Source organism: Herbidospora sakaeratensis, assembly GCF_001570525.1.
Lineage (GTDB): Bacteria > Actinomycetota > Actinomycetes > Streptosporangiales > Streptosporangiaceae > Herbidospora > Herbidospora sakaeratensis.
In genome coordinates, this window is record NZ_BBXC01000009.1 from 299,069 (window position 1) to 316,459 (window position 17,391).

13 protein-coding genes are annotated in these 17,391 nt (G+C 70.1%); 4 read left to right on the forward strand and 9 right to left on the reverse strand.

Annotated features, from left to right (window positions below; genetic code table 11):
• Positions 1-11 precede the first annotated feature (11 nt).
• Positions 12-962: a nitronate monooxygenase gene (locus AW271_RS11350; RefSeq protein ID WP_062335677.1), complete on the forward strand. Its 951-nt coding sequence runs from the start codon at positions 12-14 to the stop codon at positions 960-962.
• On the opposite strand, the gene AW271_RS11355 is transcribed toward AW271_RS11350, so the two are convergent.
• From AW271_RS11355 to AW271_RS11370, 4 genes are all read right to left on the reverse strand, one after another.
• Entirely contained in the window at positions 959-1,999 is a 1,041-nt protein-coding gene (locus AW271_RS11355; RefSeq protein ID WP_062335679.1) for a DUF2293 domain-containing protein, read from the reverse strand. The two genes, AW271_RS11350 and AW271_RS11355, sit on opposite strands and share 4 nt — an antisense overlap.
• Positions 1,996-2,889 carry a serine hydrolase gene (locus AW271_RS11360; RefSeq protein ID WP_157554027.1) on the reverse strand — a complete coding sequence of 298 codons (894 nt, stop codon included), beginning with the start codon at positions 2,887-2,889 and terminating at the stop codon, positions 1,996-1,998. Before AW271_RS11360 ends, AW271_RS11355 begins: the two co-directional genes overlap by 4 nt.
• A 5-nt stretch (positions 2,890-2,894) precedes the next feature.
• Entirely contained in the window at positions 2,895-6,062 is a 3,168-nt protein-coding gene (locus AW271_RS11365) for a S41 family peptidase (RefSeq protein ID WP_062335683.1), read from the reverse strand.
• 86 nt (positions 6,063-6,148) lie between these two features.
• Complete coding sequence (locus tag AW271_RS11370) at positions 6,149-6,376, reverse strand: hypothetical protein (RefSeq protein WP_062335685.1); 228 nt, start codon at positions 6,374-6,376, stop codon at positions 6,149-6,151.
• Between the two features lie 153 nt (positions 6,377-6,529).
• Here AW271_RS11370 and AW271_RS11375 point away from each other — a divergent pair, with 153 nt between their 5' ends.
• The gene (locus AW271_RS11375; protein ID WP_062335687.1) at positions 6,530-8,092 is read left to right on the forward strand and encodes an AMP-binding protein; all 1,563 of its coding nucleotides are present in this window, start codon (positions 6,530-6,532) and stop codon (positions 8,090-8,092) included.
• Positions 8,093-8,132: 40 nt separating this feature from the next.
• On the opposite strand, the gene AW271_RS11380 is transcribed toward AW271_RS11375, so the two are convergent.
• Positions 8,133-9,497 (reverse strand): MFS transporter, encoded by a 1,365-nt coding sequence (locus tag AW271_RS11380; protein ID WP_245653029.1) that lies wholly within the window; start codon positions 9,495-9,497, stop codon positions 8,133-8,135.
• A gap of 223 nt (positions 9,498-9,720) precedes the next feature.
• Between AW271_RS11380 and AW271_RS42300 the strand changes: the two genes are divergently transcribed.
• The gene (locus AW271_RS42300; RefSeq protein ID WP_062335691.1) at positions 9,721-10,566 is read left to right on the forward strand and encodes a helix-turn-helix domain-containing protein; all 846 of its coding nucleotides are present in this window, start codon (positions 9,721-9,723) and stop codon (positions 10,564-10,566) included.
• Positions 10,563-10,775, forward strand: coding sequence for a DUF397 domain-containing protein (locus AW271_RS42305; protein ID WP_062335698.1), 213 nt, complete (start codon positions 10,563-10,565; stop codon positions 10,773-10,775). Before AW271_RS42300 ends, AW271_RS42305 begins: the two co-directional genes overlap by 4 nt.
• Before the next feature lie 115 nt (positions 10,776-10,890).
• Here AW271_RS42305 and AW271_RS11395 read toward each other — a convergent pair whose 3' ends face one another.
• The 4 genes from AW271_RS11395 to mscL all read right to left on the reverse strand — a co-directional run bounded on the left by AW271_RS11395 (position 10,891) and on the right by mscL (position 17,226).
• Positions 10,891-14,190 carry a PQQ-dependent sugar dehydrogenase gene (locus AW271_RS11395; RefSeq protein ID WP_062335701.1) on the reverse strand — a complete coding sequence of 1,100 codons (3,300 nt, stop codon included), beginning with the start codon at positions 14,188-14,190 and terminating at the stop codon, positions 10,891-10,893.
• 117 nt (positions 14,191-14,307) lie between these two features.
• Complete coding sequence (locus AW271_RS11400; RefSeq protein ID WP_062335703.1) at positions 14,308-15,477, reverse strand: sugar phosphate isomerase/epimerase family protein; 1,170 nt, start codon at positions 15,475-15,477, stop codon at positions 14,308-14,310.
• An 846-nt stretch (positions 15,478-16,323) separates the two neighbouring features.
• Complete coding sequence (locus tag AW271_RS11405; protein ID WP_062335706.1) at positions 16,324-16,689, reverse strand: DUF8711 family protein; 366 nt, start codon at positions 16,687-16,689, stop codon at positions 16,324-16,326.
• Positions 16,690-16,800: 111 nt separating this feature from the next.
• Complete coding sequence (mscL, locus tag AW271_RS11410; protein ID WP_062335708.1) at positions 16,801-17,226, reverse strand: large conductance mechanosensitive channel protein MscL; 426 nt, start codon at positions 17,224-17,226, stop codon at positions 16,801-16,803.
• Between the last annotated feature and the right edge of the window lie 165 nt (positions 17,227-17,391).

Sequence of the window (17,391 nt, forward strand, 5' to 3'; positions counted from 1 at the left end):
ATGATGATCACATGGCATTGACGACGAGTTTCACGCAGTTGGTCGGGGTGCGGCAGCCGATCGTGTCCGCGCCGATGGCCTTCTCGGCCGGTGGCGAGCTGGCGGCGGCCGTCTCACGCGGGGGCGGGTTCGGGTTGGTGGGCGGCGGGTTCGGCGCGCGCGACTGGCTGGAGCGGGAGCTGCCGATCGTCGCCCACAGCACCCGCGAGCCGTGGGGCGTCGGCTTCGTCTGCTGGGCCGCCGAGGTCGCCGGGGTCGAGTACGCCCTGGAGTACAACCCTGCCGCGGTCCTGCTGTCGTTCGGCGACCCCACCCCGTTCCTGCAGCCGATCAGGCGGGCCGGGGCGCTGCTGATGATCCAGGTCACCGACCTGGCCGAGGCCCGCCAGGCCCTCGACGCCGGGGCCGACGTCATCGTCGTCCAGGGCACCGAGAGCGGCGGTCACGGCGCGCGGCGGGGCCGGTCGACGTTCCCCTTCGTGCCGGCGGTGGCCGACCTGGCGGGCGACACGCCGGTGCTGGCCGCCGGGGGCATCGCCGACGGGCGCGGGGTGGCCGCCGCGCTGGTGCTCGGCGCGTCCGGGGCGCTGCTGGGCACCCGCTTCCAGGCCACCGCCGAGGCGATCGTCGACCCGGCGATCACCCGGGCGATCGTGGAGAGCCACGGCGGCCAGACGGCGCGCAGCAGCGTGCTCGACATCGTCAAGGGCATCGACTGGCCCGAGAAGTACGACGGCCGGAGCCTCGCGCACCCGTACATCGACCGATGGCACGGCCGAGAGGACGAGCTCACCGGAGAGACGAGGCAGACGGCCCGGGACGAGATGGCCCGGGGCGCCGCGCCTCCGGCGGTCTGGGCGGGCGAGGCGGTCGACCTGATCGGCGACCTGCCCTCGGCCGAGGACCTCGTCGCCGCCCTGGCCGCGCAGGCCGAACAGGCGCTGGACCGGGTCGGGCGCTAAACCGGCGCGGCCCGCCACGACTCCAGGACCGCGTCGATGCGGTCGCGGATCTGGGCGCGGGCCGTCATCCGGGGCACGCCCTTCATCAGCAGTTCGTCGTAGGCCGTGTCCCTGTGCCGGACCGACGCCACCACCGCCAGCGTGATCACCGACTCGTCGAGGACCTTGGCCGCCGACGTGCGGCCCACGCGGCCGCTGCCGCGCACCGCCGCGTGGGCGGCGATCTCGTCGGCGCGGGGGCAGCCGGGGAACAGCCGCCGGATCTCGGCCGCCATCCGGCCCTGGAACTCGACGTCCTGGTGGGCGCGGCGGTCGGCGTCGCGGTCGCGGCGGCGGGCGCGCAGTTCCTCGTCCTCCAGGCAGAGGTCTTCGGCGCGGGCGAGCGCGGCCTCCTCGATGAGGACGCCGCGGCGTTCGAAGCGCTTGCGCCGGGAGTTGTACTCGACGACCACGGCCGACAGGCCGCTCTCCTTCTTGGCCCGGCGGCTGAGGGCCGCATTGCCGGCCGGGAGCATCACCAGATGGTCCATGTCGGCGCAGGTCAGGCAGTAGGGGGAGGCGTCTTCCATGATCAGGTAGGGGCCGGTGTCGCGGCAGCCGGCGCAGCGCCACGGCTCCTGGGGGACCAGCACCCGCAGGTCGGGCGGGCGGTTCTGGGTCTCGGTCAGGCGGCGGCGGCGCGCGTCGGACATCGCCGGGCTGATCCACTGCCGGTGGAAGCTGCGCTCCTGCTCCTCCGAGCCGTCGCGGGTGAAGCGCAGCGCCGAGCGGTCGCGGCTGCCCGAGACGTACGCGGTCTCCCCGGCGATCAGGCCCTTGTCGCCCGCCCACTCGGCCAGCAGCGCCGCCGCGTCGGTCATGCGGGCGGCGTCGACGGCGGCGAGTTCCTCCAGGGAGCCGGCCCGCCCCTGCCGCCAGCTCTCGACGTGGCGGTGGTGCACCCACCGCAGGCCCGTCAGCACGTCGACGACCGTCACGTATTTGCGGGTCGCCAGTGCGATCTCGGCCGCTTCCGCGACCCGTCGTCCGAGTCTCATCTAGCGAGGGCCGCCCGGTGGACGTCCCGGGCCAGCCGGGTGATCTTCGTGACGGAGTCGGACCAGCGGGAGGTCTGGGTGGTCAGGATGACCTCGATGTAGCGGTCGCCCGCGCCGACGACGCCGGTGGTGTGCAACACGGCGTTGGCGAAGTCGACGGGAGCCGGGGCCCGGTAGGAGGCCGCCGCGCCGTTGCCCTTGCAGCGGACCGGCGGGACCGAGCCGTAGCCCGACCAGCCCTGCTTGACCGCCCACGGCTTGGCGACGCCGCGCGGGATGCCGAAGTACTGGTCGAAGCCGTCGCTGCCGCACGGCCCGGCCTGACGGAGCTGGCCCATGATCGTGTTCCGGACGGCGGGGGAGGCCTGTTCGAGGATGTACTTGTAGACCTTGGCGATGTCGAGCGCGCTGATCGCGGTGTAGCCCCAGAAGCCGGGCTTGCCGGCCGGGGGCGGGCCCGAGTCGGTGAGCTTCAGCTTCTTCGCCACCCGCTGGATGATCTTCCCCTGGCCGCCGAGCGACCACAACTTCGTCGCGGCGTCGTCGTCGCTGACCCGCAACATCGGCTTGAGCAGGGCCAGGTTCGGCTTCTTCACCCGCTCCAGGTGGTCGATGGCGATCATCAGCTTCACGACCGACGCCGAGCGGAACCGCTTGTGGACGTTGCGGCTGACCGTCACCTTCTTCTGCAGCCGGTCGTACACGACATAGCCGGTCGTGACGCCGGAGGGCACGCTGACCGGCTTCGGCGCGAGCTCCGCGGTTTTCGCGGGGGCCGCCTTTTCGACGGCCGTCTTCACGACGGTCGTCCTCCCGACGGCCGCGTCGCCGCCGGGGGCGGCGGAACAGGCGGTCAGTAAGAGCAGGGATACGAGTAGCAGGCGCGGCACCCGGCCTACGCTAGCCGACCCCGGCCACGGCGATCGTCGCTTTCCCGCCAGGCGGCCACCCGGGGCGGCAGCGTCGGCACCACCCTGCGGGGGCGGTCGGCCGGGTTGGCGGTGTGGGCGGGGTCGCGGCCGAGGGAGTCGAGGGCGATCTCGACGGCCCGCTCCAGCTGGGCGTCGACGCCCATCGCGTACTCCTGCGGGGTGATGTCGACCTCCACGTCGGGGTCGGCGCCGTAGTTCTCCACCCGCCAGCCGACGTCGTCGAACGCGAAGGAGAACTCCGGTTGGGTGGTCAGCGTGCCGTCGGCCAGGCGGTGCCGGGGCCAGACGCCGACCACGCCTCCCCAGGTGCGTCTGCCGACCAGCGTGCCGAGGCCGAGCAGCTTGAAGGTGTGGCAGAAGATGTCGCCGTCCGATCCGGCCCACTCGTTCGTCAGGCCCACGATCGGGCCGCGCGGCGACTCGTCGGGGTAGGGGGCCGGGACGCCCCAGCGCGGGAAGTCGTAGCCGAGCCGCCGCCGCGACAACTTCTCCAGCAGCAGCGCCGACACGTTCCCGCCGCCGTTGAAGCGCACGTCGACGATGAGGGCCTCGCGGTCGTACTCGGTCAGGAAGCCCCGGTGGAACTCGGCGAAGCCCTCGGGGCCCATGTCGGGGACGTGGACGTAGCCGACCCGGCCCCCGGTGTGCTCGTGGACGAGCAGGCGGTTGGCGTTCACCCAGTCGCGGTAGCGGGCCGGCTGCTCGTCGCACAGGGCCCGCACGACCACCAGGTGGTATTCGTCGTCGCGTTCGATGGTCAGCTCGACCTCCTCGTCGGCGAGGTTGACCAGCAGCCGGCCGGGTGAGGCGTCGGGGCCGACGGGCATGCCGTTGATGGCGGTCACGACGTCGCCGGGGGCGACGTCCACCCCCAGGCGGTTCAGCGGCGAGGTGGCGAGCGGGTCCCACGGGTCGCCGGTGACGATGCGGCCGACGATGTAGCGGCCGTCCTCGTAGAGCCAGTCGACGCCGAGTTTGCCCTGCCAGTAGTGGGGGCGGTCGCGGTACTCGCCGCCCGACTCGAAGGCGTGGGAGGTGCCGAGCTCGCCCAGCAGCTCCCACAGCAGGTCGGAGAACTCGCCCCGGGTGCCGACCCGGTCGACCAGCGGCAGGTAGCGGGCGTAGACGCCGTCCCAGTCGATGCCGGCCATGTCCTCGTCCCAGAAGTTCTCGCGCTGGAGCCGCCACGCCTCGCGGAACATCTGCCGCCACTCCGCCTCGGGCGCGACCGACACCTTCACCCGGTCGAGGTCGATCCAGCCGTCGTTGCGGTCGGTCTCGTCGTCCTCCGACGGGCTCTCCCCGGCCTTGACGACGCGCAGCCGGTCGCCCGACCGGTAGAGCAGGGTCGAGTGGTCGCGGCCGAGGCTGAAGTCGGCGACGTCGGAGACGAGCTCCTCGGCCTTCTGCTTGGCGAACTCGTAGCAGTGCAGGGTCGAGCCGTGGTCGCCGACCACCGGGGTCGTGGTGTAGATGACCTTGCCCTTGAGCCCGGCGACCCGCTGGTAGCGGTTCTCGTCGACGGGGAAGGCGACGATCCGGTGGGTGAGGCCCTCGGTGTGGATCTCGAAGTCGGGTTCCTCGGTGTCCTCGTGGTCGAGCGGCCGGGGTTCCGGTACGAACGGCGACCCGATCCCCTCGCGCAGCGCCACGGCGTAGGGGCGGGTGCCCATCGGGAAACCCAGGTCGAACTGGAGCTCGTCGTAGACGGGGTTGAACACCCGCTGCCCGATGAAGTAGAGGTAGCGGCCCTCGGGGTCGAAGGCGGGCCGCCGGTCGACCAGCACCGGGTCGGTCGCCGGGGCGATCTCGCCGGTCTCGGCGTTGAACAGCTTGATGACGGTCGTCTGCCGGGCGACCGGGCACGCGTAGGCGAGCCAGGTTCCGTCGGGCGACCACGCCGGGTCCTCGATGGCGCCGAACGGGCTGGCCTCCACCTCGGTCACCGTCGCCCCGTCGTCGTGCAGTTCGACGACCAGCAGCTCGTTGCGGTGGTTGGTGACGGCGAACCGGTCGCCCCTGGGAGAGACCTCCAGCTCGGTGATGCGGCCGGTGTCGGCGTCGTCGAGCCGAATCGGGTCCTCGTGCGACAACACGACCAGCACCTCGCGGTCGGCGTCGTCGCTGGCCGCCGCGACCAGCCGGTCGCCGTCGTCGTCGAGCCAGGTCAGGAACCGGTAACGGACGCCGTCGGGCTCGCCGTGCTGGAGCACCGGGCCCTCCCAGCAGGCGAACGAGAACGCCTTCCCCCGGGTGGTGACGGCCAGCCGCGAGCCGTCGGGGCTGAGGGTCGCGCTGTCGAGGTAGCCCGCCGCCGGCACGAACCGGCGGTTGCGCTGGGTCAGCGAACTGCCGAGCCGCACGTCGACGCGGCGCGGCTCGTCGGCGTCCGGGTCGAGCAGGAACAACTCGGCGCCGCAGTGGTAGACCAGCCGCCGCCCGTCGGACGACAGGTTGCGGGCGTAGTAGTCGCCGTGGTCGGTGTGCCGGCGCAGGTCGCCGCCGTCGGGGGAGCACGAGTAGACGTTGCCGACGCCCTCGTGGTCGGACAGGAAGAAGACGCGGTCGTCCACCCAGCACGGCGAGGCGAGGTTGCCGGGCAGGGCGATCAGGCGGCGGAAGCGGCGCGTGCCGATCCACAGGTCGCCGACCGTGCCGCCCCGGTAGCGCTTCCAGCGGGCCGGGTCGGAGGTGTTGCGGCCGAGCACGATCCCGCCGGGCCCGTAGGTGATGGCGGAGGCGGGGCCGTAGGGCAGCGGCTCCGGCACTTCGCCCGGCACGACCCGGTGCAGCCAGCGGTAGCCGTGGAAGGGCTGGCCCTCGTCGCTGGTGTAGACGATCGCGCCGTGCGGGTCCCAGCCGGTGACCTGGCAGTCGGCGCCGTGGAAGGTGAGGCGTTCGGCGGCGCCGCCGTCCGCCGGCATGACGTACACCTCCTCTGGGCCTTCTTCGCGGCCGACGAAGGCGATCTGGGTGCCGTCGGGGGACAGGCGGGGGTAGGCGGCCTCGGCGACCCCGGCGGTCAGCCGGAAGGCGCGGCCGCCGTCGGCGTGCACCATCCAGAGGTCGTCTTCGGCGGCGAACACCACGACGTCGCGGAAGATCGTGGGAAAGCGCAGATAGCCGGCCATCCGTCCCTTCCTCGCACACGGGAACGGGCTCGGGGAACGGGTCGCCCCCTTCCCCGAGCCCTCACCTCAGACCCCCACTAGGCAGGTCAGTGGTGCTGACCACCCTGGCGCTGCTGATGCTGCTGCTGCGAGGAGTGCCCCGGCTGCCGGCTCTCCCCGCCGCCCATGCGGTTGCCCATCGAACCGCCGCCCATGCCCTCACGCTCGGGACGGTTCTCGCCGCCCTCGCGCTTGTCCTGCTTGGCCGCACGCTGATCCTTGATCGTGGCGCGCTTGGCCTTGCCCGAGACCTTGGGCTGGCGCTTCTGAGGCATTTCAGCCATTTTTTCCCCCGAAAGTGGCTTTGATGACGCTCTGTGTGCCATCGGTGACATTCATACCCATATGGGCGAAAGTAATCACACATGCGGTTTGTGTGAGAATGGTCGCCGACGATTGTTCTGGACTATTGTTCTGGAGGACGTGCGGTGACCCAGTTCGACCTGGCCACGCTGCATGAGGCGATCGCGGCGGCCGTTCCCGACCGGGAGTGCCTGGTGTGGCGCGACCGGCGCCACTCGTGGCGGGAGGTGACCGACCGCACCCGGCGGCTGGGTGGCCTGCTGCACTCCCGGGGGCTCGGGCCCGGCGCGCGGATGGCCGTCTACCTGCACAACGGCCCCGAATACCTGGAGGCCCTGCTCGGCGCCCACAAGGCCCGGGTGACCCCGTTCAACATCAACTACCGCTACACCGCCGACGAACTCGCCTACTTGTTCGCCGACGCCGGGCCGTCGGTCGTCGTCTTCCACGCCGCCTTCGCGCCGCTCGTCGCGAAGGTGGCGCCGCCGTCGGCTCTCCTGCTCCAGGTCATGGACGACACGGGCCTCCCCCTGGTGCCCGGAGCCCTCCCCTACGAGGAGGCGCTGGCCGCCGCGTCGCCCGATCCGGCGCCGGTCACCCCCTCACCCGACGACCACCACATCATCTACACGGGCGGCACGACCGGCATGCCCAAGGGCGTCGTCTGGCGCATCGGCGACCTGCTCGACGGCCCGGTCGGCGTGCGCCGCCGGGACGGCTCCGCGTTCCCGACCCTGTCCGCCCTGGTCGAGCACGCCGCCGCCAGCCGCCGCCGCATCCTCCCCGCCGCCCCGCTCATGCACGGCACCGGCGTCTGGTTCACCCTCAACGGTTGGTGCCTGGGCTCGACCGTCGTCATCGCCGACCGCGTCGACCGCTTCGACGCCCCGAGCCTGCTCGCCACCCTCGACCGCGAACGTGTCACCGGCACCGTCATCGTCGGCGACGCCTTCGCCCGCCCCCTGGTGGAAGAGCTCCAGAAGGGGGTGTACGACCTGCGCCTCGGCATGATCGGCACCAGCGGCGCCTTCCTGGGAGAGGCCCTGCGCGCCCGCCTGGCCGAACTGATCCCGGGGGTCCGGACCGTCGACACCCTCGGCTCCTCCGAGACCGGCAACTCGGCCGTGCGCATGGACGGCGGCCGGTTCGAGGCCGGCCCGTGGACGGTCGTGCTGAGCGCCGACCAGACCCGCGTCCTGTCCCCCGGCGACCCGGAGGAGGGCTGGCTGGCCCGCTCGGGCCCGATCCCGCTGGGCTACCTGGGCGACCCGGAGAAGACCGCCCGCACCTTCCGCACGATCGGCGGCGTGCGCTACGCCATCCCGGGCGACCGCGCGCGCTGGCGCGCCGACGGCACCGTCGACCTGCACGGCCGCGAGGCCACCGTGATCAACACGGCCGGGGAGAAGGTCTTCGCCGAGGAGGTGGAGGGCGTGCTGCGCGAGGTCGAGGGCGTGGTCGACGCCCTGGTGGTGGGCCGCCCCAGCGAGCGGTGGGGGCAGGAGGTCGTGGCGGTCGTCCAGACCGAGAAACCCGGCGAACCGGACGACGCGACGCTCAAGAGCGCGTGCGCCGCCCGGCTGGCGGGTTTCAAGGTGCCGAAGGAGTTCGTCAGGGCCGACGAGGTCCGCCGCCACGCCAACGGCAAGGCCGACTACGCCTGGGCGAGAGCACGGGTGTCGCCGTGACGTCGGCCGGATGGCGGTGTGCGCCGCCATCCGGCCTCGTTCACGCCTGGGCCCGGTCGGCGGGCTGCATGCTGAGCGGTTCGGCGATGTCCTCCAGGGACCGCCGGGCCGCCTCGACGCCGAGGAACCACTGCACCAGGCCGGCCGCGACCATCAGGCCCGCCCCGATCAGGTAGCCCACCGTCACCTGGCCGACCTGTTCGCTCTCCACGAGCCGGCCGAACAGCACCGGCCCGATGATGCCGCCGAGGCCCGTGCCGACCGCGTAGAACAGCGCGATCGCCAGCGCCCTCGTCTCCATCGGGAAGATCTCCGACACCGTCAGGTAGGCCGAGGAGGCCCCCGCCGAGGCGAAGAAGAAGACCACCATCCAGCAGACGGTCAGCGTCGTCGCGTTCAGGGCCCCGGCGTCGAACAGCAGGGCCGTGCCGACGAGCAACAGGCCCGACAGCACGTAGGTGCCCGCGATCAACGGCCGGCGGCCGATGGAGTCGAAGAAGTGGCCCAGCAGCAGCGGCCCCAGGAAGTTCCCGATCGCGATGGGGATCAGGTACCAGGGGGTCGAGCCGTCGGGAACGCCGAAGAAGGTGGCCAGCACCAGGGCGTAGGTGAAGAAGATGGAGTTGTACAGGAACGCCTGGCCGACGAACAGCGACAACCCGACGACGGTACGCCGCGGATAGCGCCGCACCAGCGTCATCGCGACCTCCGACAGCGGGGTGTGGTCGCGCTGGTTGACCGTGATCTGCCGGTCGGCCTTCGGGAGCTCCTGGTGCACCGACCGCTCGATGTCGGTGACGATCCTCTCGGCCTCCTCGTCCTTGCCGTGGATGAACAACCAGCGCGGGCTCTCGGGCACCAGCCTGCGGATCAGCAGGATGCCGATGCCCAGGATCGCGCCCAGCCCGAACAGCACACGCCACCCGATGTCCTCGGGCAGCACCTCCGGGTTGAGCAGCGGGATGGCCACCAGCGCCCCGAAGACGGTGCCCAGCCAGTAGGAGCCGTTGATGATCAGGTCGATCCGGCCCCGCAGCCGGGCCGGGATCAGCTCGTCGATGGCCGAGTTGATGGCGGCGTACTCACCCCCGATTCCGGCGCCGGTGAAGAACCGGCACAGGAAGAAGTACCAGGGCTCGAACGAGAACGCCGTCGCCACCGTGGCGGCCAGGTAGAGGGCCAGCGTCGCCAGGAACAGTTTCTTCCGCCCGAACCGGTCGGTCAGGTGGCCGAAGAACAGTGCGCCGACGCACGCGCCGAGCACGTAGACGCCCGCCGCGAGGCCCACTTCGGAATCGGTCAGGTTCAGCCCGCCGGCGTCGCTCGTCAGCCGGGGCCCGATCACTCCGACGATGGTGACCTCGAGACCGTCGAGCACCCACACGGTGCCCAGCCCGAGCAGCACGAGCCAGTGGAAACGCGACCATGGCAGTCGGTCTAACCGCGCGGGAATGTCAGTCGTGATCTGCTTCATGCAAGGCCAGCTACCCCAAGAAGGACTTGGGATTCTCCAGCGGTGCAGAAATGTCCACCGTCACTAATCGGCATTACCTGGAGTCCCTAACGCGGCGTGGCAGACTCCGTGGCACCGGCATTACCGGGAAATCGGCTGGGGGGTAATTAGCACAATGGGAACTGGGCGACTGCCGACGATCCGGTTACGCCGCCTCGCCGGAGAGCTGACCCGCCTGCGCACCGAATCCGGCTACAGCCGCGAGGAGGTCGCGAGCCACCTCGGTGTCGCGTTCTCGACCATCTACCGCATCGAGACCGGGCTCACCCGCCCCCGCGCCAAGACCCTTCGTGACCTGCTCGAACTCTACGACGTCGACCCCGCCCACCGGGCCGCCCTGGCCGACCTCGCCCGTGACGCGGGGGATCGTGGCTGGTGGCACGCCTACGGTGACGTCCTCCCCGGGCCCTACGTGGGGCTCGAATGGGAGGCCGTGTCGGTGCGCAACTACGAATCGGTGGTCATCCCCGGACTCCTCCAGACCGCCGACTACGCGCGGGCCGTCATCAGCGCCGCTCTCGAGGAGACCCCGAAGGCCACCGGCCGACGGGTCGCCCTGCGGCTCCAGCGGCAGCGCAAGCTCGACCAGCCGGACTTCGCGATGTGGGTGGTGCTCGACGAGGGCGTCGTCTGGCGCCGCGTCGGCGGTCCGCGGGTGATGGCCCACCAGCTCCGCCACCTGCACGAACTGGCCAACCGCCCCAACATCACGATTCAGGTGCTCTCTCTGCGCGGTGGCGCCTACCTCGGAATGGGCAGTCCGTTCAGCATCCTCAGCTTCGCCGGACCCGCCGACGGGGAGGTCGTGCTGCTCGAGAACCCGGGCGGCGAACTCTACCTGGAGGCGCCCGACCAGCTCAGGCGCTGCGCCCACATCTTCGACCACTTAAGGGCGGCGGCACTCAGCCCGGAACGGTCGTTGGAAGTACTCGAATCCGCAGAGAAGGAGATGACCTCGTGAAGTTCACCGACCTCGACGTTTCCGCCGCCACGTGGCGCAAGGCCGAGAAGTCCAACAGCCAGGGAGACCAGTGCGTGGAGGTGGCCCTGATGGGCCACGCCATCGCGCTGCGCGACTCCAAGAACCCGACCGGGCCCATCCTCGCGTTCACGCCGGGTGAATGGGACGCGTTCGTCCACGGGGTGAAGGGCGGCGAATTCGACCTTTAGTCGTCGACGAAGGCGGCGGAAAGGCATTTCTCGCCTTTCCGCCGCTTTCCGTCCGCCGGAATGGAAAAAGGTGGGGGGCCACGGGGGCCTCCCCACCTTCTTCGTCAGTTACGGACTAGATCTCGGAGAGAAGCCGGTTGGCGTCCCTTTCGAGGGCCGCGCGGAGCTCCGCGTCCTTGACATAGTCGCGCTGCGACAGCGTGCGGATGAAGCCGTTCAGCTCCGACCTGGCCGCCGACGGCTTGTTCAGGCTGAGGCTGTGCTGCGCGTCGCGCAGGTGGTTCAGCAGCGCGGTGGCGCCGTTGGCGGTGATCTTGCCCGCGTCGCGGAGCCTGGGGATCAGCGTCTCCAGGTCCTCGTACGACGTGGTCACCGTGAACTTGACCTGGGCGGTCGCGGTGCGGCCGGCCTTGTCCTTCACCGTGCCGACGAGCGTGTGCTCGCCCAGCGACAACTTCCACAACTCGACCGGCTGGCCGGGGGTGACCGGTTCGCCGTCGATGGTGGCGGTCATGGTGTCGATGCCCGAGCCCGCGTCGGCGCCGGTCACCACGGGGGTGACGACGTCGGCGGTGCCGTACTCGGTGGCGGTGACGCCGGTGATGCCGGCGGTCGGGTTGGTCTTGTCGATGCGCACCGTGAGCGTGCCGACCGGGGAGACGTTGCCGCCCGAGTCGGTGGCCCGGTAGAGGAACGTGGTCACGCCCTCGGTGGTGATGCTGACCGGGTTGTTGGCGTTCTGCCAGGTCTGGCCGCCGTTGATGGAGTACTGGCGGCTGGAGACGGTGCCGTTGTCGGTCGCCCCGACGGTGACGGTGACGTTGCCGTCGTTCCACCCGTTGGCGTTCGGCGCCGGGTTCGGCGTCGCGGTCACGGTCGGGGCGGTGGTGTCGGCCACGCCGCCGCCGACGTAGGTGAACGAGTCCACCTCGACGCCGCCGGTGGAGGTGACGTACAGCTGGCCGGTGCCGGTCGGGGCGTTGGCGAGGGAGGTGGTGACCTCCTGCCAGCCCGCGCCGGCCGGGATGGTGGCGGTGGCGAACGGCGCGGCCGTCGCCGAGTTCCAGCGCAGCGACAGGGTGCCGGCGCCGGAGGCGCGGACCTTCACGCTGTTGATGCCGGCGAAGTTCACCGGGTCGTAGGCGATCGAGTCACCCGGGTCGAGCGAGGTGATCTTGCCGAGGCCCGAGGCGTTCGGGTCGTCGGTGTCGACCGCGCCGGTGATGATGTCGGCGTGCTCGGCCTGCTGGAGCTTGGGGTTGAGGATGATGCTGGCCTCGCCCAGCGCCGGCGGGAGGCCGTTGGCCCCGTTGTCCCGGTAGGAGATCACGATGACGCCGAAGATGTTCTCGGTCTCACCGTGCTCGGGGGCGTTGGCCGGGGTCGGCCAGGCGCCGGTGCAGCCCGTGCCCAGGGTCTCCGGGTGGGCGTGGTTGTCGTGGCCGAGGCCGAAGTTCCACTGCATCCGGGAGCAGACCGCGTTCGGGCCGTCCTCGGCGTCGGTGGCCGACAGGTTGAACGGGATGGCCTGGCCCCAGTCGAAGAAGCCGCCGTTGCCGGGGGTGTTGACGCTGACCACGGGAGCGGTGTTGCCGACGGAGATCTCGACCGAGGCCAGCGCCGACTTGCCACCGGCGTCGGTGACCTTGAGGCGGGCGTAGTAGAGGCCGTTGGTCGCGTAGGTGTGGCTGACCTGGACGCCGGTCTTGTCGAAGGTGCCGTCGCCGTCCACGTCCCACTCGTAGGTGAGGGCGCCCGGCTCGGTGTCCGTCGAGCCCGAGGCGTCGAAGTTCACGGTCAGCGGCGGCGCGCTGGCCGAGGCCTTGTCGACCTTGATCTTGGGCTGCGGGGTCTTGTTGTCGGCCGCGTAGTCGATCCGGTAGAGACCGGAGTCGGGGTTGGCGCGGAAGAAGCCGTCGCCGTAGTCGAGGACGTAGAGCGCGCCGTCGGGGCCGAACTCGATGTCGATCGGGCTGTCGGTGATCGGCATGGCGGCCTGGGTCAGCGCCCTGTTCGGGAAGAACTGCTCGATCTTGGTGACGGGACCGTCGGGGCCGCTCAGGGTGAAGGCCGCGAGGTAGTCCTGCGAGAACTCGGCGAAGAACGCCTTGCCGTCCCAGTACTGCGGGAACTTGTAAGGCGAGGGGTTCGCGGCGTCGTAGTGGTAGATCGGGCCGCCCATCGGGCCCTGGCCACCCTGCGGGTCGAAGTCCGTCAGACCCGCCCACTCGGCCGGCTGGTGGGTGTTGTTGTCGCCGTAGTACAGGTCGGCCGGGACGGCCGGGGGCAGCTGCGCGATGCCGGTGTTGTGGCGCGAGCCGCTGATCGGGCCGGCGGCGCAGTCGAAGAACTCACGCGGCGTGTTGGTCGCGAAGTTCCAGTTGTTGTAGTTGAAGTTGTTGCCCGTGCAGTACGGCCAGCCCGCGTTGATCGGCTTGTTCGTCGGGGTGGTGTTCCACTCGACGTAGCCCATCGGGCCGCGGTCGGCGTTCGGCGCGCCGGCGTCGGGACCGTAGTCGGCCCACGACAGGGTGCCGGTCGACGGGTCGACGTCCAGGCGGAACGGGTTGCGCACGCCGGTCACGAAGACTTCCGGACGGGTCTTCTCCGTGCCGACCGGCCACAGGTTCCCGGCCGGGATCGTGTACGAGCCGTCGGCCTGGACCTTGATGCGCAGGATCTTGCCCCGCAGGTCGTTGCTGTTGCCGGCGCCGCGACGGGTGTCGTTGCCCGGGTTGACGCCGGGGGCGTCGTTGTTCGGGGCGTAGCCGTTGGCGCCCGGCGCGGAGGCCGGGGTGTTGTCGCCGGTGCCCAGGTAGAGGTTGCCGTCGGCGTCCCAGTCGATGTCACCGGCGACGTGGCAGCACTGGCCGCGCTGGGTCTCGACCTTGATGATGACCTGCTCGGTCGACAGGTCGAGCTTCTCGCCGTCCCACTTGAACCGGGAGAGCTGGTTGTAGCCCTTCCACTGGTCCCAGTAGGCGTCGGTCTGACCCGCCGGCAGCGTGTTCGGCGCCGAACCCGTCGGGGTGGTCGCGACGTAGGGCGGGGTCATCGTGCGCGGGGCGTAGTAGAGGTACACCCACTTGTTGGTCGCGAAGTCGGGGTCGAGCTCGACCGTCTGGAGGCCGTCCTCGGAGTTGTTGTACACCGGGATCGTGTTGATGATCTTGGTGATGCCGGTGCCCGGGTCGGTCAGGCGCAGGTCGCCGTTCCGGGCCGTGTGCAGGACGCGCAGGTCCGGGAGCACGGCCATGTCGACGGGCTCGCCGACGTTCTTGGTGAGGGTGATCTTCTCGTAGTTCGACCAGGTCACGGCCGGGTCGTCGGCGGCCTGCGCCGGGGCGCCGAGCATGCCTAACGGAAGCGCCAGGGCGGTCACGAGGACCCCCAGCGCCCTTCGGGTACGCTGCATGGAAGGTACTTCTCCTTGGACGAGGAGTATCGGTGACCGGACCGCCGTGCCCGCCGGGGCAACGGCGGATCCGCGCGGCGGTCCGGTAGAGAACAGGGCTGCGAAAACGGCGAACGGTTACTCGTAGTACCGGTCTTCGCGCATGTCGGCCCAGTTGTTCCAGCTCAGCTGGGCGAGCCCGAGAGACTGCGCCGGGTCGGCGCCGTTGGGGGCGTTGTCCTGCTCGTACATCGGGTGGTGCTTGTCGCGGATCTTGACCCGCTCGAAGAACTCCCGGTAGTTGATGTTGCCGGTGCCCAGCGGGACCATGTCGTAGCCGTTGGCGATCGCCGGGTTGACCTTGCCGTCCTTGATGTGGAAGAGCGGGTAGCGCTTCTGGTTGTCGCGGATCAGCGTGAACGGGTCGAAGATGTCCTGCACCACGGTGCCGTCGGCGGCGGTGTAGTTGCTGAACTTGTACTGGGCGACGTGGGCCCAGAACAGGTCCATCTCCAGGAAGACCAGGTGCTTGTCGGTCTGGCTGAGGAAGTACTCGAGCTTGCGGATGCCCGACGAACGGGTCGGCCGGCCGAGGGCGTCGAGCGGCCCGCTGTCGAGCAGGAAGTTGTAGGCGGCGTCGTGGTTGTGGGTGTAGAGCTTCAGGCCCGCCGCGGTCGCCAGCTCGCCCAGGGCGTGCCACTTGGCGATGGCGACGTCCCAGTCGGCCTTGTAGTTGCTGCCGGTCGGGTCGCTGCCCGTGCCGACGTGCTGCATGCCGAGGATGTTGGCGATCTCCAGCGTGCGCTTCCACCGGTCGAGGTCGGCGGTGCTGAGCGGCCACGAGCCGGGGATGAAGCCGTGGTTGCCCTGCGCCTTCAGCCCGTTGGCGTCGAGCCACGACCGCAGTAACGTCGCGCCGGCGACCGACTCGAGGTTGTTGCCGCCCTCGGAGTTGGCGTGCTGGGTGTAGCCGGCGAACTCGATCTGCTTGTAGCCGATCGCGGCGAGGGCCGCGAAGACCTCCTTGAAGCCCGAGGGGTGCGGGCTCGCGTTCGGGTCACGGCTGATGGCGTCGCGAACCGTGTAGAGGATGATGCCCCGCTGCGAGGCGGGAACCAGGGCGCTCCGGTCGTCGGGCAGCGCCGCGGCGGCGTCGGCCACGGGCACCTCCTCGGCCTGGGCGGTCGCGGGCAGGGCGAGCGGCAGCGCCGTGGCCGCGGCCACGCCGGTGGTCGCCGCCATGAACTGGCGCCGGTTCAGCCCCAGGTTGCGGCGCAGGGAGTCTTGTTGGGCATGCGTGTCGCTCACGCTTACTCCTCTTCGGTGAGGGACGCGTGCGCCGATCACGTCTCTGTGACTCTGTGTCGACCCGCAGGCTGCCACCGCCCTTGAGCTGATCGATGACATTGTTACTACGGGATATGAGGGGGGTCAACGGGCCCCGACCCCGGTTGTGATCCCCGCTCGGACCGTTCCCGATGTGTGTGGGAGCGTGTTCTTGCTGGCAGTCGCCGACAGTGCAACGTCACATGGGGCCCGGCGAGGCCAATTAATCTCGTCGATCGGCAGACTTCTGTTGACAAAAATCATAAGTCCCATCTATCGTCCCGAAACATGTAGGACATCTGTGGTTTCTCCTACAAAACGTCCGATGTATACCGGGTGACGGCTCCTCCAGAGCCGGGCTCCCTCCCCACCCCCCGCTATTCCGTGTCCTGGTGGATTCGGTTCGGTCCCTCCCGTCGTCGCGCCGAGTCGACGGGGTCGCCAGGGAATGCCACCCCGGCCTGGATCCCTCAGCCTGATTGTTCGGAAAACGCCGAGATCGCCGTACCTCTTCGTGAGGTACGGCGATCTCGGGTTGACCTGTGTGCTTACGTGCCCGACGACCCGCCGGTTGTTTCGCCGGCCGGTCGTCCGGCCGGATGTGTTCCCGCCGTGTTCTGGCCGGTGGGGCTCCGGGTGTGCCTGACCGTGTCTATTACCGGCCGGGGCGCCCGTCGATTTCGCCGCCCGGCCCGCGTTGCCTTTCCGCCTGTCCGTGCTGCCCGCGTCGCGGCGTGGAGCCGCGCGGCCGGTTGGCGCCGGGGGCGGTGCTCAGCCGTGGGCGGCGGGCGGCGCCGTGGTGGGCGGAGCCGTAACGGAGAGCGGTTGTCAGCCGCCGCAGGCGACGGCGAGTTCCTGGGTCGCCTCAGAGGTCTTGGTGGCGAACTCCGTGATCGCCGACGGGTTCGCCGGGTCGATCTTGAGGGTGGCCCACGTGTCGGCCATCTTGGTGAGCGACGACTTGAGGTCCCCGTCGGCCTTGCCGGCCAGGCCCTTCAGCTGGGTGGCGAGGGCCTGGGTCTCGGTGTTGATCCCGTCGAGGTTCCCGGCGGCCTGGCCGACCTTGGTGCTGTAGTCGGTGAACGCCTTCATGGCCTCGTTGCAGACCTCGGTCGTGTTGCCGCCGCTGCACGCGGTGACGCCCAGGAGAAGGGAGGTCGCACCGGCGACGAGGATGAGGCGAGCGGTCTTCATTGGGAGAGTGCCTTCCTAGTTGTCTTTGACGAGACGGGACACTAGGGAAGCCCGCTTGCGGCGGCCTTTCACGCCGCTTACAACTTTTACGCCCGCCTTATGCCCGAACTCTTACGCGGGCGGCCGCTCCGCCGCCGCCGGGGTCAGGTCGCTTGTGCAGAACGCACACCTGCGCGCCTCGATCGGTACGTCGCTCAGACACTCCGGGCACTTCTTCTCCGTGGCGACCTTGTCCTTCTCGAACATGGCGACCAGCCGGGTCATGGGGGTGACCACCAGCCAGTAGACGACCGCCGCGATGATCAGGAAGCTCAGCAGGGTGTTGAGGAAGTGGCCGTAGGCGAACTCGCTGCCGTTGACCGTGAACTTCAGCGCGCCGAAGCTCTCGCCGGCGCCGCCGGTGATCGCCTTGACCAGGGGAGTGATGAAGTCGGCGACCACGGCCTGGACGAGACCGCCGAAGGCGGCGCCGATGACCACGGCGACCGCCAGCTCCACGATGTTGCCGCGGAGGAGGAACTTTTTGAATCCGCTCATGGGCCCGCAGAGTACCCAATGAAAGGGCGCAGAATCCGTACGAAAGATTCGGCAGGCTTGCGGGAAGGTGAAGGGCGGGCCCGGCAACCGAGGCGATACGGGCATGAAACACATGCTTATTCTGGGAGCGCTCCCATTGACGGGAGCGCTCCCACGGGATATCGC

Coding starts and splice junctions, on each gene's coding strand:
- AW271_RS11350 (WP_062335677.1), top strand. CDS start 12: ATGGCATTGACGACGAGTTTCACGCAGTTGGTCGGGGTGCGGCAGCCG.
- AW271_RS11355 (WP_062335679.1), bottom strand. CDS start 1,999: ATGAGACTCGGACGACGGGTCGCGGAAGCGGCCGAGATCGCACTGGCG.
- AW271_RS11365 (WP_062335683.1), bottom strand. CDS start 6,062: ATGGCCGGCTATCTGCGCTTTCCCACGATCTTCCGCGACGTCGTGGTG.
- AW271_RS11370 (WP_062335685.1), bottom strand. CDS start 6,376: ATGCCTCAGAAGCGCCAGCCCAAGGTCTCGGGCAAGGCCAAGCGCGCC.
- AW271_RS42300 (WP_062335691.1), top strand. CDS start 9,721: ATGGGAACTGGGCGACTGCCGACGATCCGGTTACGCCGCCTCGCCGGA.
- AW271_RS11395 (WP_062335701.1), bottom strand. CDS start 14,190: ATGCAGCGTACCCGAAGGGCGCTGGGGGTCCTCGTGACCGCCCTGGCG.
- AW271_RS11405 (WP_062335706.1), bottom strand. CDS start 16,689: ATGAAGACCGCTCGCCTCATCCTCGTCGCCGGTGCGACCTCCCTTCTC.
- mscL (WP_062335708.1), bottom strand. CDS start 17,226: ATGAGCGGATTCAAAAAGTTCCTCCTCCGCGGCAACATCGTGGAGCTG.